This window comes from Burkholderia sp. SRS-25 (genome assembly GCF_004343765.1).
GTDB classification, from domain to species: Bacteria; Pseudomonadota; Gammaproteobacteria; order Burkholderiales; family Burkholderiaceae; genus Burkholderia; species Burkholderia contaminans.
In genome coordinates this window covers 251,558-268,714 of record NZ_PTXM01000005.1, presented here as the reverse complement: position 1 = coordinate 268,714, position 17,157 = coordinate 251,558, and the positions used below count along the sequence as shown (strand labels likewise).

Annotated in this window: 7 protein-coding genes; all 7 read left to right on the top strand. The window is 63.4% G+C overall.

Translation table 11 applies throughout. The features are described 5' to 3' along the window. Positions 1-4: 4 nt before the first annotated feature. The 7 genes from C5O79_RS07740 to C5O79_RS07710 all read left to right on the top strand — a co-directional run bounded on the left by C5O79_RS07740 (position 5) and on the right by C5O79_RS07710 (position 17,079). Complete coding sequence (locus C5O79_RS07740) at positions 5-3,001, top strand: GLUG motif-containing protein (protein WP_122473888.1); 2,997 nt, start codon at positions 5-7, stop codon at positions 2,999-3,001. A 60-nt stretch (positions 3,002-3,061) separates the two neighbouring features. Beyond that, on the top strand, positions 3,062-4,237 hold the full coding sequence (locus tag C5O79_RS07735; RefSeq protein ID WP_122473889.1) for a fimbrial protein: 1,176 nt from the start codon (positions 3,062-3,064) through the stop codon (positions 4,235-4,237). Between the two features lie 181 nt (positions 4,238-4,418). After that, positions 4,419-5,234, top strand: coding sequence for an ABC transporter substrate-binding protein (locus C5O79_RS07730; protein ID WP_046545662.1), 816 nt, complete (start codon positions 4,419-4,421; stop codon positions 5,232-5,234). Between the two features lie 94 nt (positions 5,235-5,328). Further along, complete coding sequence (locus C5O79_RS07725) at positions 5,329-6,051, top strand: amino acid ABC transporter permease (protein ID WP_046545663.1); 723 nt, start codon at positions 5,329-5,331, stop codon at positions 6,049-6,051. Positions 6,052-6,053: 2 nt separating this feature from the next. Further along, positions 6,054-6,779 carry an amino acid ABC transporter permease gene (locus C5O79_RS07720; RefSeq protein WP_122474534.1) on the top strand — a complete coding sequence of 242 codons (726 nt, stop codon included), beginning with the start codon at positions 6,054-6,056 and terminating at the stop codon, positions 6,777-6,779. Between the two features lie 759 nt (positions 6,780-7,538). Continuing rightward, positions 7,539-16,844 (top strand): hemagglutinin repeat-containing protein, encoded by a 9,306-nt coding sequence (locus tag C5O79_RS07715; protein ID WP_240687903.1) that lies wholly within the window; start codon positions 7,539-7,541, stop codon positions 16,842-16,844. After that, positions 16,834-17,079: a hypothetical protein gene (locus C5O79_RS07710; RefSeq protein ID WP_122473890.1), complete on the top strand. Its 246-nt coding sequence runs from the start codon at positions 16,834-16,836 to the stop codon at positions 17,077-17,079. Before C5O79_RS07715 ends, C5O79_RS07710 begins: the two co-directional genes overlap by 11 nt. Positions 17,080-17,157: the final 78 nt, after the last annotated feature.

Below are 17,157 nucleotides of genomic sequence, written 5' to 3'. Positions count from 1 at the left end.
GAAAGTGAACAAGACCTATGCTTTGGTGTGGAACGTCCGACAAGGCGCCTGGCAGGTCGCCGGCGAACGCGTACGCCGGCGCGGCAAATCCACCACGCGCGCGGGCGTCGTCGCGGTGCTGGCGTGGCTCGCGGGCAGCGCGGCGATGCCCGTGCATGCGCTACCCGCGGGCGAGAAGATCGTGTCCGGGAAAGCCGACATTCTTCGCTACGACAACGGGCAGCAGATGTCGATCAACCAGCATGACAACAAGCTGGTGTTGGACTGGCAGACGTTCAACGTCGACAAGGGGCAGCGTGTCACGTTCAACCAGCCGTCCGTGACGTCGATCGCGTTGAACCGCGTCATCAGCCAGGACGCCAGCGCGATCCACGGCAGCATCGATGCGAACGGCCGCGTGTTTCTCGTCAATCCGAACGGCATCCTGTTCGGCAGGAGCGCACAGATCAATGTCGGCGGCCTGGTCGCGACGACGCTGGACATCAAGAACGAAGACTTCGACGCCGGCCGCTTCCGGTTCTCCGGCCAGACTCCGAGCGAAGTGCAGAACTTCGGCAATATCGTGGCGAGCGAAGGCGGCGCGATCGCGCTGCTGGGTGCGCGCGTGTTCAACAAGGGGATCGTCCAGGCGCAGATGGGCACCGTCGCACTGGCGTCCGGCAGCGATGCCACGCTGAACTTCGACGGCGGCAAGCTGCTCAACGTGCAGATTGACAAGGGCACCCTCGACGCGCTGGTGAGCAACGAGCAGTTGCTGAAAGCCGACGGCGGACAGGTGTTGATGAGCGCCAAGACCGCCGATGCAGTGCTGCGCACGGTGGTGAACAATCAAGGCACCATCGAGGCACGCACGCTCAGGAACAACGCGGGCCGGATCTCGCTGGACGGCCACGATGCGGGCACCGTGAACGTCGCGGGCGTGCTGAACGCGAGTGCGACGACGCCGGGCAACGGCGGTACGGTCGAGACGCGCGGCGCCGACGTGAAGGTGTTGCTCGGCGCGACGGTCGACACGCGCGCGACCAACGGCCGGACCGGCACGTGGCGCATCGCATCGTCGGACGTCTCGGTCACGGCGGGTGCGAACCAGCCCGGTACGATCGTGGCGGACACGCTGTCGCGCAATCTCGCGACGACGGATGTCGAGCTGGTTGCCGAACGCGGGCAGACCTCGGTCGACGGGGCGATCACGTGGGCCAGCGCCAACCGCCTGGCGCTGGCCAGCCGGCAGGGCGACGTGTCGGTCAACGGCGCGTTGCGCGCGACCGGCGCGAACGCACGTGTTGCGATCGATGCACGCACGGACGTGCGGATCACGGCGCCGATCGCGCTGACCGGCGCGAACGCGCTGCTGACGCTCGACTACGGCGCGGCGCAATGGCTCACCGGCGGTGCGGCAGTGAAGCTGTCCGGCGCCGGGGCCGGTTTCGAATCGAACGGCTATCGCTATACCGTGGTCCAGAACCTGCAGCAGTTGCAGGCGGTCAACGCGAATCTCGACGGCCTGTACGTGCTCGGCAACGACATCGTCGGTTCCTACTACGGCACGGCGTTCAGGACCATCGGTTCGGGCGCGTCGTTCGCCGGTGTGTTCGACGGCCTCGGCAACACGATCGGCAACCTCGCCATTTCGAGCAGCGACCCGTACGCGGGGCTGTTCGGCCGCAACACCGGCACGATTGCCAACCTCAAGCTGAACGCGTTGCGCGTCAATGCCGCGGCGGGCGTCGGCCCGGTGGCCATCGGCGGGCTGGTCGGCGAAAACGCCGGCAGGATTTCGAACGTGACCGCGACCAGCATGCAGGTGAGTGCAGGCGCCAACCGCAGCAATGCGCTCGGCGGGCTGGTCGGCATCAACCAGGGTGAAGTATCCCGCGCGTCGTTTAGCGGTTATGTCGCGGGCAACGGCATGTCGTATGCGGTCGGCGGCCTGATCGGCGAGAACCGTGTGGACCGGTTTTCAGGTGTCGTATCGGACAGCGAGTCGAATGCGACCGTATCCGGTGGTGCATCGAATCTTGCATCGATCGGCGGTCTCGTCGGTGTGAACCGGGATGGCCTCATTCTGAGGTCGACCAGCCGCGGTACCACGTCGGGCGCCAACATCGCGGGCGTGAACGTGGGCGGGCTCGTGGGGGCGAACCTGCTCGGCATGATCGAAGACTCGGCCGCGCTCGGGCGGGTGACGGGCGGCTCGGGCGGTACGGCGGGCGGCCTCGTGGGCAGCAATACGGGCAAGATCGTCAAGTCGAGCGCGAGCGGCCCCGTCGACGGCCGGTACGCGCAAGCGATCGGCGGCTTCGTCGGCCTGAACCAGGGCATCGTGACCGACAGCAAGGCGCTGGGTGACGTGTGGAGCGCATCGACGGGTTCGACGGGCGGCTTCGTCGGCATCAACCTGGGTGCGAACGCATTCATCGACATGGCGGAAGCGCATGGCGCGGTGAACGGCGGCCAGGGCAACAACGGCGGCTTCGTCGGCAGTCACTTCGGTGGGCGGATTGCGCATGCGGTCGCGCGCGGCAAGACGACGGGCGGCAACTACAGCAAGACGGGAGGCTTCGTCGGCAGCAACGCGGCTGAACTGAGCAACGTCGACGCGAGCGGCGCCGTGTACGGCGGCTATGGTGCGGCGGTGGGTGGTTTCGTCGGCGCCAACACGACGTCCGGCACGATCGAGGCAGCGTCGACCACCGGCAACGTGACGGGCAGTTCGTCGAGCACGGTGGGCGGCTTTGCCGGCGAAAACCTCGGCACGGTGCGCGACGCGTCGGCATCGGGCGTGGTCAACGCGGGGAGTTACTCGACGCTCGGCGGCTTGATCGGCATGAACGCCGGACTCGTCGAACGCTCCGCTGCGAACGGCCGGGTCAACGGATCGTCGACGCAGACTTTCGGCGGGCTCGTCGGCATCAACCGTGGCATCTTTCGCAACAGCATCGCGTCCGGTGAAGCTGCGCTGCAGAAGATCGCCGGTCTCAATCTCGGTGTGATCGAGTAACGCAACGGCCGGCGGGCGCGGCGACCTGCGCGCCCGTCGGCGATACCAAGGTAGAGCAGCATGAAGACGATTCTATGGCGCAGCTCCTGGCGGATCGGCCGGGCGATCGTACGCCTGACGATGGCGGGATACCTGGTTCTTGCATTCGGCACGCATGTCGCGGCGCAGGGTGCCGACGGTACGACAGCGCTGGATTGCAGTGTCGGCAACGTCGAAGCGACACCCTGGCAAATGCGGACGCCATTGACGAGTACGACGCCGCCAAACGCGATCCTGTACGGGCGCACCGTTTCTATCTTCGTGAAGTTCACGTACGGCACGGCGCCGGTGGCGCACGAGTTCGTGACTGCCGCCCATTGGTTGCCAGGCAGTGTCGTCCCGGACGGCATCGCGCAAACCAACGTCGAAGGTATCGGCTTCAAATGGGCCGGTGTGTCTGACGATGGCACCGAACGCACGCTGCGGCAAGGCCCGCAGCCGATGGCGACGGCAAAGCTCGCCCTCAATTCCGCGGGCGGCGGCGGTTCGGACTCGATGATCATGCGCTTTCGGCAGTTTCTGGTGCTCGACAAGCCGGCTTCGCAATTGCCGCAGGGCAAGCTGATCGTCAAGAGCCTGTCCGGCAATCCGACCGTCGCGATTTACGCGCTTGACTTGCCCAAAGGCGCCGCGTCGATTGGTGGCTCGGTGACTGTGCCCGAGGTGACCGTGCCGCCCAACCTGTGCAAGCTACCGAAAACCTATACGGGCGTCGGCAACGTGTGCATCGGCAGCGAATGCGAAATCCATGTGCCGAATCGTTGCGAGATTCAATCGAACTGGATCGTGCCGGTGACGCTCGGCAATTTCTCGATCAGCAATTTTCCGAGCGTGAACGCGACGTCGAAGCCGGTCAGTTTCGACATCGCGCTCAGTCAATGCGCGGCGTCGGCCAAGCCGGCGATCAGCTTCCGCGACAAGGCCACGAAGCCGAATCCGGACAAGACGTTGCTGCAGCTGAGCGCGCCGGCCGGGCAGACGGTGGCACGCGGGTTCAACATCGTGATGACGAACGCGCTGACCGGCGAGCGGATCGCGTACGGCGAGCCGGGCGCAGCCGTCGAGTACCCGATGCGGCGCACGGGCGACATGGCGGTGATGCCGTTGCGTGCGCAGTACATCCGTACCGGCGGAGAAGGCGAGCTGGCGCCCGGCTATGCGGGCGGCGGGGCGGAATTCTCGTTCACGTTTCCGTGATCGCGGCGCGCGATGCGGCCTCATTACGAAACTCGCAGAGCAAAGCACCATTTGTTGGTTCGGATTCGCCGCGTGCGCTGATACGTTAGCGGCTTCGCGACGGCACACTCCGTCGCGATGTGTGTCGAACCGTGCCGCCGCGCGATCCGCGGCGGCCTTCATAACAAATCAGGTCGTGCTCATGAAATTCCACACGCTCGCTACGTGGCTCGTCGGAGCCGCGCTCATTACCGCAGGCACCGTCGCGCATGCGGACCGACTCGACGACATCAAGAAGGCCGGTGTGCTGCGCGTCGCAACGTTCGACAGCAACCCGCCATTTGGCTATGTCGACGGCAAAAGCAATCACATCGTCGGCCTCGACGTCGATTACGCGAAGGCACTCGCCGACAAGCTCGGCGTGAAGCTGCAACTGCAACCGACCAATCCCGCGAACCGCATTCCGTTCCTGACGTCCGGCAAGGTCGACCTCGTGCTCGCGAACTTCACGATCACCGACGAGCGCGCGAAGCAGGTCGACTTCAGCATCCCGTATTTCTCGTCGGGCCAGCAGTTTCTCGCGAAGAAGGGCGTACTGAAATCGGCCGACCAGCTGAACGCGCTGCGCGTCGGCGCCGACAAGGGCACGACCAACGAGATCACGCTGCGCGAGAAATTCCCGAAAGCGACGATCGTGGCGTATGACGACACGCCGTTCGCGTTCGCCGCGCTGCGCGCGGGCAACGTGCAGGCGATCACGCAGGACGGCCCGAAGCTGATCGGCCTGCTCGCGAACGTGCCGGACAAGCAGAACTACGAGATCCCGGCGTTCACGATCTCGAACGACTACATGGGTGTCGGCGTGCCGAAGGGCGAGACGCGCCTGCTCGGCTTCGTCAACGACACGCTGAAGGGGCTCGAGGCAAGCGGCCGCGCCACGCAGATCTACGACGCATGGTTCGGGCCGACGACGAAGACGCCGCTCACGCGCATCTTCCGGATCGGCGACAAGACCTGACAGGTCCCGCACGCGCGCCGCGATCGGCCGGTACACCGACCGCGCGGCGCTTTTTGTTTTCATCCGACCGCGCGCGTCGTGCGCGCTCTACAGCATGTTCGGGTTGGCTCCCAAATATTTGTCCTGGCTCTGGCAGGGCTTCCTGCTGACGCTCGGCCTTGCGGCCGCATCGGCCGTCGCAGCGACCGCCGGCGGGCTGCTGCTCGCGGTCATGCGGCATGCGCGCGGCACGGCGCCGCGCACGGTGGCGGCCGCGTACGTCGTCACGTTCCGCAACACGCCGCTGCTCGTGCAGTTGCTGTTCTGGTATTTCGGCGTCGCGTCGCTGCTGCCCGATACATGGATCGCGTGGCTGAACGCGCGTCACGCGTTGAGCATCGGCCCGTTCACGCTTGCGTGGCCGTCGTTCGAATTCGTCGCGGGCTGGGTCGGGTTGAGCGCCTATACGGCCGCGTTCGTCGCCGAGGAATGCGAAGCCGGCCTGCGCGGCGTGCGGCGCGCGCAACACGACGCGGCGGCCGCGCTCGGCCTCACGCCGATGCAATCGCTACGTTACGTGGTGCTGCCGCAGGCCGTGCGCATCGCGTTGCCGCCGCTGTTCGGCCAATACATGAATCTCGTGAAGAACTCGTCGCTCGCGATGGCGATCGGCGTGGCCGAGCTGTCGTATGCGTCGCGGCAGGTCGAGACCGAGACGTTCAAGACGTTCGCCGCGTTCGGCGTCGCGACGCTGCTGTACGTCGCGGCGGTGGCCGCGATCGAAGCCGGGGCGTATGCGGCCACGCAATGGCGCGACCGGCTGGGGGCGGGGCGCTGAAGATGGACCTTTCGCTGCTTCTCTCGAATCTGCGGTATCTGTTGGTCGGCGCGTTTCCGGACGGCCAGCTCGGCGGCGCGGCGCTGTCGCTGGTGCTGGCGCTCGCGTCCGCGATAGCGTCGGCCGTGCTTGGCGTGGTGCTCGGTGTCGCGATGGCGCTCGCGCGCGGCCCGGCGCGCGTGCTGCTGCTCGCGTTCATCGGCTTCTTCCGCGCGATTCCGGTGCTGATGCTGATTTTCTGGACGTATTTCCTGATGCCCGTGCTGCTGCACATGGATGTGCCGGGACTCGCGACGGTCGTGTGCGCGCTGGCGCTGATCGGCGGCGCGTATCTCGCGCACGCGGTGCATGCGGGTATCGTCGCGGCCGGCGACGGGCAATGGCAGGCCGGACTGTCGCTCGGGCTCACGCGCTGGCAGACGGTGCGCTACGTGCTGCTGCCGCAGGCGATCCGGATCATGACGCCGTCGTTCGTCAACCAATGGGTCGCGCTCGTGAAGGACACGTCGCTCGCGTATATCGTCGGCGTGCCGGAACTGTCGTTCGTCGCGACGCAGGTGAACAACCGGCTGATGGTGTATCCGGCGCCGATCTTCCTGTTCGTCGGGCTGATCTATCTGGTGCTGTGCACGTCGCTCGACGGTGCGGCGCGGTGGTTGCTGTCGCGAGGGCCGCGGGAGCGGCGTGTCGAGGGCACGGCGGTCGAACGGATCAAATCCGCGCGATGACGTAATCCTTATAAGTGGTTACAAGAGATCTGATTACAGGTAGCGTGCCGATTCGAGTGACCTTGCACGCGTGCCATTTTCAGTGAACCCCACAGGCTTTTGGTCGGCACATTGGATGCTCCCATGTCAAGTCGTGCGGGTTGGATCGGTCAAGTGGGCGAGAATGAGCGGGTACAACTCCCTGACCGTCGAATTCGTCGGCGTCGGCGGAACCTGGGACGGAAGTGTCGAGAGCCGGTGAGCGAGCGACAGGAGCGTGTCTACGTATCGACCGGTCCCTGGTGGCGAGCAAATAGAAACTCACCGTGAACATTGCGAGGAGCGCGATGCCCAGCCCGATCAGCACGAAGTTAGGGGGATCAGTGATCACGGAAACTCCTGAGCGAAGTGTGCTGGTGCGGGAATGCATCGGCGGAGCGGCCTTGGCTAGCTGTGTTCAAGAAGGCGTGTGTGATTGAAAGAAAGTTAATTGCCGGTTGTGTTCCGATTCGACCTCGCAATACTGTCAGGGATTCTTGAGATGGTGGGGGAGGTAATATTCGCGCGAATTGCATAGCCAATACGTCGATATTGGCGACTAGCCGAATTGAGCGGTTGAGATTGCCGATCGGCGCGCTTGTCGCTAATACGCGTGTGTAGAGACCCCGGTTCGTCGCTTCTCCACAACGCTTGACACTTGTTGACGCTGTTCTAGTAGATTCCGTGTGATGTTCGAGGCCCGTGAGAGCGGATCGGACGAATCGCGAGTAGACCAAGATCATGAATAAAAACCATTATCGGCTGGTATTCAGCCGTGTGCGCGGTATGTTGGTTGCGGTGGAAGAAACCGCAAGTGCATCAGGTAACGCGGGGCGGGGTGAAATTGGTTTCGCCATTCGCTCGCCGCACGCATTCGCAAGATTCGCGCTTCGTCAGGTGGCACTCGCGGTACTGGTTGCGGCCGGCGTGATGCCGATATGGGCCAATGCCCAAGTTGTTGCGGGCGGCGCGCATGCGCCGTCCGTGATCCAGACACAGAACGGACTTCAACAGGTGAACATCAATCGCCCCGGCTCGTCGGGCGTGTCGATGAACACGTACAACCAGTTCGACGTACCCAAGCCCGGGATTATTCTCAACAACTCCCCGGTTAACGTCCAGACTCAACTGGGCGGCATTATCGGTGGTAATCCCAATTTCCAGGCGGGCGACGCGGCACGTCTGATCGTCAATCAAGTCAACAGCAACAACCCGAGTTTCATTCGCGGCAAGGTCGAGATCGGGGGCGCAGCCGCGCAGCTCGTGATCGCGAATCAGGCCGGCTTGGTCGTCGATGGTGGCGGCTTCATCAATACGAGCAGAGCCACGCTGACAACCGGCAATCCGAACTTCGGGCCTGACGGGTCGCTCACGGGTTTCAGCGTCAACCAGGGCTTGATTTCGGTTGTCGGCGCGGGGCTCGACACGGCCAATGTCGATCAGGTGGATTTGTTGGCCCGCGCCGTACAGATCAACGCCAAGGCTTACGCGAAGAACCTGAACGTGGTCGCTGGATCGAATCAGGTCGACTACAACACGCTGAACGCCACGCCGATCGCAGGCAACGGCGCAGCGCCCACCATCGCGATCGATGTTAGCCAGCTCGGTGGTATGTACGCGAACAGGGTGTTTCTCGTTAGTTCCGAGAATGGAGTCGGTGTTGCGAACGCGGGCGACATCGCGGCACAGGCGGGTGATCTGACGCTGCAGGCAAACGGTCGTCTCGTGCTCTCGGGCCACACCAATGCGGCCGGCAACATGTCGCTGTCGGCCGCGGGGGGCATCCAGAACAGCGGCGTTACGTATGGCAAGCAATCAGTCACGGTCAACACGGGCGCGGCCGACCTGACCAACACTGGAGCACTCACGGCGCAGCAGAACCTGACGGCCAACGTCGGCAGCCTGAACTCGACGGGTACCCTTGGTGCAGGCATCAACGCCGACAGCACGGTCGATCCGAGCGGCGATCTGAGCGTGACGAGCGCGGGACAGCTGAGCGCAACAGGCACCAACAGCGCGGGCGGCAACGCAGCCTTCACCGGTAGCGGTGTCGATCTGTCGAACAGCGCAACGGCCGCCAACGGCAACCTCGCGCTGACTGCGACGGCGGGCGATGCGAATCTGGCCGGCTCGACCGTCAGCGCCAAGGGCGCCGTGAACGCACAGGCGAGCGGCACGGTCATCAACGACCGGGGTAATCTATCCAGCGGCGCGGGCATGACGCTCGGCGGCGGCAACCTGTCGAATCAGGGCGGCCGCGCCAATTCGCAAGGCCCGCTGTCGGTACAGATGGCCGGCACCGTGTCGAACCAAAACGGCATGCTGAGTTCGCAAAGCACGGCCGACGTTCGCGGGAGTGCGATCCAGAACAATGCCGGGCTGATTCAGAGCGCGGGCAAGCAAACGATTGCTGGCACATCGGTCGACAATAGCGCGGGTCGGCTGATTTCCCTGAACGCAGACGGCCTATTGGTGACGGCAACCGGCGCACTTACGAACGCGGCCGGTGCGAACGTGAGCGGCGATCCGGGCGGCGTTATCGGCGGCAAGGGTGATGTGATCGTACAGGGCAACATGGTCACGAACAGCGGCTCGGTGTCGGCCGACGCGAATCTGCACGTGATCGGCCAGAGCGTCGACAACGGCAACGGTATCCTGCATGCGGGACAGACTGCGACAGTCGACGCCGGCAATCGTTTTGCGAATGCCAACGGGCGGGTCGAGGGACAAAGCGCCGTGCTGAATGGCACGACGCTCGACAACAGTCTCGGCAGCGTTAACGCAACGCAGGTGTCGCTTAACGGTGCAACGCTGTTGAACCACGGCGGGACAGTCACGCAGACCGGCACCGGCCCAATGACGGTTGCGATTACCGACACGCTCGACAACTCGAACAACGGTTTGATCCAGACGCGCAGCACGGATCTGTCGCTCACGCCCGCCGTCCTGATCAACGACAACGGCGGCACGATCACGCACGTCGGCACGGGCACGCTGACGGTCGGCAACGGTTCGGGTACGGTCAGCAACAAAGCCGGCACCATCGCCAGCAATGGCCGAACCGTCCTGCAGGGCAAGACGATCGATAACTCGGCCGGCTCCGCCTCCGGCCAAACGGGCCTGAGCGTCGATGCGGCCGACTCGATCACGAATATGAGCGGCAAGCTCACGTCGAACGCGAACGTCGACGTGACCGCGGGCGGTGCACTGGTCAACGACGGTGGCGAGCTTGGTTCGAAGACGGCGACCACGACGATTCATAGCGGCTCGCTGTCGAACCTCGGCGGCAAAATCGTTTCGCCCACGCTCGCGGCAACCGTCGCCGGACTGGTGGACAACAGCCAGAATGGCGACATCGAAAGCAATCAGCTCTCACTGACGGCCGCGAACCTGAAAAACCAGGGCGGCCGCATTTCGCAATGGCAGAGCGGACCGACCACGCTTGCCATTTCCGGCACGCTCGACAATTCGAATGGCGGCGTCATCCAGACCAACAGCACGGACCTGACGCTTGCGCCGGCCGTTTTGGAGAATTCGCACGGCACCATCACGCACGGCGGGACCGGCACGCTAACCCTCACGCCCGGCAACGGCGCGGGCGCCTTGAACAATATCGGCGGTACGATTGGCACCAACGGGCAGGCCATCGCGAAGGCCGGTAGTCTGGATAATGGTAGCGGCGTTATCGCGGCGAAACTGGGTCTGGCGACCACGATCGCCGGGGCGATGAACAACGCTCAGGGCCTGATGCGCTCGAACGCAAATCTATCGTTGATCAGCGGCGGCGCATTGTCGAATCAGCAGGGGCACATCGAAGCCGGTCAGACGGGTGACGTCAGCACGCTGTCAATTCAGGCCGCGTCGATCGACAATACGGATGGCGCGGTGCACGACTTCGGCAGCGGCGCGATGAACGTGCAGGGCGGCGGCCAGATCGTGAACAGCCATGTGGGTGGTGTCGCCGGCATGGGGCAGATGACGGGGCAAGGCGATGTGACGATCGGCGCGCGTTCGATTTCGAACACGCAGGGCGGCCAGCTGATGGGCGGATCGCTCCATGTCAAAGGCGATACGGTCGACAATTCCGGCGCGCAAATAGGCAACGTCGCGAACGCGACCGGCGACGTGGATGTCGCGACGACGGGCGCGATTTCGAACGCCAACGGTTCGATCAGCTCGACTCGTGACCTGACGATAGCGGCTTCGACGCTGCTTGGCGGCGGCGCATACAGCGCGACGCACGACGCGACGATCAACCTGCAAGGCAACTTCACGACCACGCCACAGACGCAGTTCAACATCGGTCACGATCTGACTTTCACGTTGCCGGGCACGTTCACGAACAGTGCGAACCTGCAATCGGTCAACAACCTGACGGTCAACGCCGGCAATATCGTCAACACGGGGGCGATCACGGCCGGTAGCTTGCTGAGTACACATTCGGGTGACCTGACGAACTATGGCGCGATGGTCGGCGGCAGCGTGGCCATTCAGGCAAGCGGCACGGTGTCGAACCTAGGCCCGGTCGCGTTGATCGGTGCATCGGACACGTCGGGCCTGTTGGAAATGCTCGCGCACGACATCGAAAACCGCGATGACACGACGCTGGGCGATTCGATGCCGACCGCGACGATCTTCGGGCTCGGCAAAGTGGCTTTGGCCGGTGGCAAGGATGCGAGCGGCAACTATACGAACGCGGCGTTGATCAACAATTCATCGGCGATGATTCAATCGGGCAGCTCGATGGAATTGCACGCCGATAAGGTCACGAACACGCGTCGCGTCATGCAGACATCCGGCGACACGACTCAGGTCGATCCGGACCTGTTGCAACAGCTCGGCATCAGCATGTCGGGGTGTGCCGCCTACTACATCGCTGCCTGTAGCGGTCAGGACGTGCACTGGATCAACCTGTTCCACGATCCGAATTACCCGGATTACGATCCCGCTCCGATCATCGCCGCACTCAAATTGCAGCCGGGTGGCGTCTTCACGGTACCGCCGAACGGCGGTCAGTGGAACAGCGGTTATCAGTACACGACCTATGAGGGCAAGGCGGTTGCCAACACCGTGACGAATCTGAGCCCGGGCGCGCAGATCGCGTCAGGGGGCGATCTCGACGCGTCCACGGTCAAGACGTTCCAGAACTACTGGAGCAGCGTGACGGCGGTCGGCAACCTCAAGCAGCCCGTGAGCCTCGATATGGACGGCTGGGCTGCATCCGGCCAGAAAGCGCCGGGCGTGACCGTCACGTATTCCGGGTACTACCACTACAACAACTACGACAATTCGGAACACAACTGGACGTTGCCGTTCGGCGACAAGCCGTTCGTTGGTGGGCCGGGCGGCTATACGCAGGCAGCGCCGGCCGACGTGAGGCAATACAGTCTCCCCGACTATCGTTCCACGTGGGGGGCGACCGGCACGATCTCGGGCAATGGCGTCAGCGTGAACAACACGGCAGCCAACGCGACGATTCCGTCATTGGGGCTATTGCCCGGTCAGGCCGTGCCGGGGTTGACGATCGGCACGATCAGCGGCAATGCGAACGGCGCGAAATCGTCGTCGGCCGCGATGCAGGGCAGCACGCCCGCCTGGGTCGATCCGGTGATCGCGAGTGCGACGGCCGTCAATGTGCTGAACAACCTGACGATTCCGCAAGGCGGACTGTATCGGCCGAATCCGGCTCCGAACCCGACGTACCTCATCGAGACGAACCCCGCGTTCACTCGCATGAACAATTTCCTGTCGAGCGACTATTACCTGAACCAGATCGGCGTGAATCCGCTGACGACCGAAAAGCGTCTCGGTGACGGGTTCTACGAGCAGCAGCTCGTGCGCAACCAGGTCACGCAACTGACGGGCAAGGCGGTATTGGGGCCGTATACTGACCTTCAGGGCATGTATCAGTCGCTGATGCTCGCGGGTGCTGAATTGTCGAAGTCGCTGAACTTGCCGCTCGGCATGAGCTTGTCGGCGCAGCAGGTGGCCGCGCTCACGACCAACGTGATCATCATGCAGACCGAGACGGTCGGCGGCGAGCAGGTATTGGTACCGGTCGTGTATCTGGCGAAGGCCGATCAGCAGAACGCGAACGGCCCCCTGATCACGGCCGGCAATATCGATTTGAAGAATACGCAGGTTTTCACGAACAGCGGCACCGTGAAGGCGGACACGACGCTCGCGCTTCAAGGTAAGCAGATCGACAACGCATTCGGCGCGCTGCAAAGCGGCGGGCTGATGTCGCTCGATACGACGGGCAACGTAGATCTCACGTCGGCCAATGTGAAGGCCGGCAGCCTCGAGCTGAACGCAGGCAACAAGCTGATTCTGGATACCGCGACGCAGACCACGCACCAGGTCAGCCGCGACGGCGCGACGAGCGACAAGACGACGCTCGGGCCGGCCGCCAACTTGAACGTGGCTGGCGACGCGTCGATCAAAACCGGTGGCGACTTCCAGCAGAACGCGGGCAACCTGAACGTCGGCGGCAACCTGAACGCCAATATCGGCGGGAACTGGAATCTCGGCGCGCAGCAGACCGGTGAACACAAGGTCGTACAGCGTGCGAACGGGGTGTCGGATACGGACCTCAACAGCGCGACCGGCAGCACCGTGAACGTCGGCGGCAAGTCGGCCATCGGTGTGGGCGGCGACCTGACGGCACAGGGTGCGCAACTCAACTTCGGTCAGGGCGGCACGGTCGCGGCCAAGGGCAACGTGACCTTTGGCGCTGCGAGCACCACGTCGACCATCAACGCCAATAGCGCGGGCGATCAAGGGAATCGCAGCTATGCGGAGACCCGCCACGGGGCGGACCAGGCGCTGACGGGCACAACCGTCAAGGGCGGCGATACGCTCAATGTGGTGTCGGGCAAGGACATCAATGTCATCGGCAGCACGATCGACTTGAACAAAGGCGATGCGAACTTGCTGGCCGCCGGCGATGTGAACGTCGGGGCGGCCACCGAAACGCACGTGTACAACTCGCGCGAGACGCATAGTCGCAGCGGCGTCGTGAGCGGCACGAAAATCGCCAGCAGCCAGGACGCGACCAGCACCGTAGCGAGCGGCAGCCTGATTTCGGCGGATGGCGTGTCGATCGGCAGCGGCAAGGACATCAATGTTCAGGGCAGTACGGTCGTCGGCACGCACGATGTGGTGCTGAACGCGGCGCACGACGTGAACGTGACGACTTCGCAGAACACCAGCCAGTCGTCGACCACCTATCAGGAACAGCACTCGGGCCTGATGTCGGGCGGCGGCCTGTCGTTCTCGGTCGGCAACAGCAAGCTCGCACAGCAGAATCAATCGTCCAGCGTGACGAACAACGCCAGCACGGTCGGTTCGGTCGACGGTAATCTGACCGTCAACGCGGGCAATACGCTGCACGTGAAAGGCAGCGATCTGGTCGCGGGCAAGGATGTAACCGGGACGGCCGCGAACATTGTGATCGATTCGGCCACCGACACCACACATCAAGCGCAACAGCAGCAGACGAGCAAGAGCGGGCTGACGGTCGGCCTGTCGGGCTCGGTAGGCGATGCGATCAACAATGCGATCAGCGAGACGCAGGCCGCGCGCGAATCGGCGAAGGACAGCAACGGCCGCGCATCGGCACTGCATAGCATCGCGGCGGCCGGCGATGTGGCATTCGGCGGCATGGGCGGCGCAGCGCTGCTGAACGGTGCAAAGGGGCCGCAGGCCCCGAGCATCGGTGTGCAAGTGAGCGTCGGTTCGAGCCACAGTTCGATGCAGTCGTCGGAAGATCAGACGATTCAGCGGGGTTCCATTATTAATGCGGGCGGAACCACGAAACTGATTGCGACGGGCAACGGTACGCCGAGGGACGGCAACATCACGATCGCGGGCTCGAACGTGAACGCGGCCAACGTGGCGTTGGTCGCGAACAACCAGGTCAATCTCATCAACACGACCGATACGGACAAGACGCAGAGTTCGAACTCGTCGTCGGGGTCGAGCGTCGGCGTGTCGATCGGTACGAACGGCATTGGCGTGTCCGCGTCGATGCAGCGTGCGCATGGCGACGGCAATTCGGACGCGGCGATCCAGAACAATACGCACATCAACGCGAGCCAGACCGCAACCATCGTGAGTGGCGGTGACACGAACGTGATCGGCGCGAATGTGAACGCGAACAAGGTCGTGGCCGACGTGGGCGGCAACCTGAACGTCGTGAGCGTGCAGGATACGACCGTGAGCGCCGCGCATCAGTCGAGCGCGGGCGGTGGCTTCACGATTAGTCAGGCTGGCGGCGTCGGTGGGAGTTTCAGTGCGCAGAATGGCCATGCAGACGGCAACTATGCGGGCGTGAACGAGCAGGCGGGCATCCAGGCCGGTGCTGGCGGGTTCGACGTGACCGTGAAAGGCAACACCGACCTGAAGGGCGCGTATATCGGTAGTACGGCCGATCCCTCGAAGAACAGCCTGACGACCGGCACTCTGACGACGAGCGACATCGAGAACCACTCTCACTACAGCGCGAACAGCGCGGGCTTCAGCGCGGGTGCATCGGTGGGGCCGAGCAACAAGGCAGTTGGTCCGTCGTCGGTATCGGGCTCGGGCGGCGTCACGCCGATGGTGTTCCAGAACGACAGCGGCGACCAGAGCGCGACGACGAAGAGTGCGGTGAGCGCTGGCACGATCAATATCACGAAGCCGGGCGAGCAGACGCAGGACGTTGCGAACCTGAACCGCGATACGACGAATCTGAACGGAACCGTTTCGAAGACGCCCGACGTTCAGAAAACGCTGTCGCAGCAGGCCGATACGATGAACGCGGCGCAGGCGGCCGGTCAGACGATTTCGCAGGGGATCGGGCTGTACGCTGATGGCAAGCGCAAGGATGCGATCGACGCGGCCAAGGCCGCATACGAGCGCGGCGACCTCGTTGCGATGCAGTCGTACATCGACCAGGCGAAGAGCTGGGATGAGGGCGGTGCGTCGCGCGCGGGCTTACAAGCAACTGGCGGTGCGCTGATCGGCGGGCTCGGCGGCGGTAGTGCGCTCACGGCGATCGGCGGCGCAGCGGGAGCCGGCACGTCGTCACTGCTGGCCGGACAGGCCGAGAAGATCAGCAAATCGGTGGGCGATACGACCGGCTCGTCGCTGGTCGGCAACATCGCTGCGAACGTCGCGGCAACGGTCGGTGGCGCACTGGTGGGTGGCAGTGCGGGTGCGGCGATGGCATCGAACGTCGAGCTTTACAATGCAGGCAACGACCCCCAAAAACCGGACGACCGAGCGGCAATCGCGGGACTTCAGGGGCTGCTCAATCAGGCGGCGGCAGCGGCCGTTGGCGGATTGAATACGATTACAGGTGTCCGAAATGCGATCGGCAACGCGGTCGACTCTGCCGTCAGCCAATTCGGCACGCTGATGACGCGTGATGCTCAGGACAAGATGTCGCAGTCGCCGACCCAACTGATTTCTCAGGGTGTGGCGAATGGGATAAACACAGTCTTGGGCTCGAAGGGCGGCGAGCCGCCGATGGCAGGCCCGAGCGTGGCGCTGGTAGATTCGGTCGCGGGTCAGGCCGCGAACGCGGCGCTCGGCGCAACCGACCGCACCCCACCGTCGAACGCGATTTTCAATAACGGTAACGGGCGAAACCAAGCTGACAAGAACGATACCGGAAATGGAAAGGTGGTTTGGGTGAATGAAAATGCTGGGATGGGCTCAACGGCACGTGACTACAATGATTCAGCTACCGGTGCTAGATCCGACCCGGGGGCCCAGACAGGCCTTGCTCCTGCGTTGGAGCGGACCTTGCCTGATGGATCAACTCGGATAGTGAAATTCGATGGCGTCGATGGAAACGTGATGATCGATCGGAAGGTGTCCGTTGTGACAACGGACAAGGCGTACGATCAGGCCAGTCGTCAGTCACAAGCGCTCGCGCAAAATGGACTTACTGGGAGGTGGGAAGTTCCAAATGACCAGCAAGCTGCGCGCGCTCAAAAAATGTTCGATAATCTCGGAATAACCAACATCACTGTAAAGGTGGTCCCGTCAAATGGAAAATAAGTACTTCGCGAGAATAATTGTCGATGTTTCGATATTTTTGGAATATTCCGATGAGAGTATCATTGATCCGGATGCATCAATGGAGTTGCTGGAGCAAATTGGCAGTGAATTGCAAAAAATGACGGATGCTGAAAGAGCGTCACTGTCGAAGAGTATCCGTGAATTGGCACCGCAATATGGTCCGAGAGCGAATTTCGTGGCCGATCTCCCGTCAAATTTGGGAATTTCAGCGTAGCAATGAGCTCGAGGTACCCACCAGAGTGACGCCGGGTTCGCCGCCATCGGTTGCTATCGCATATCCAACACGAGGTGC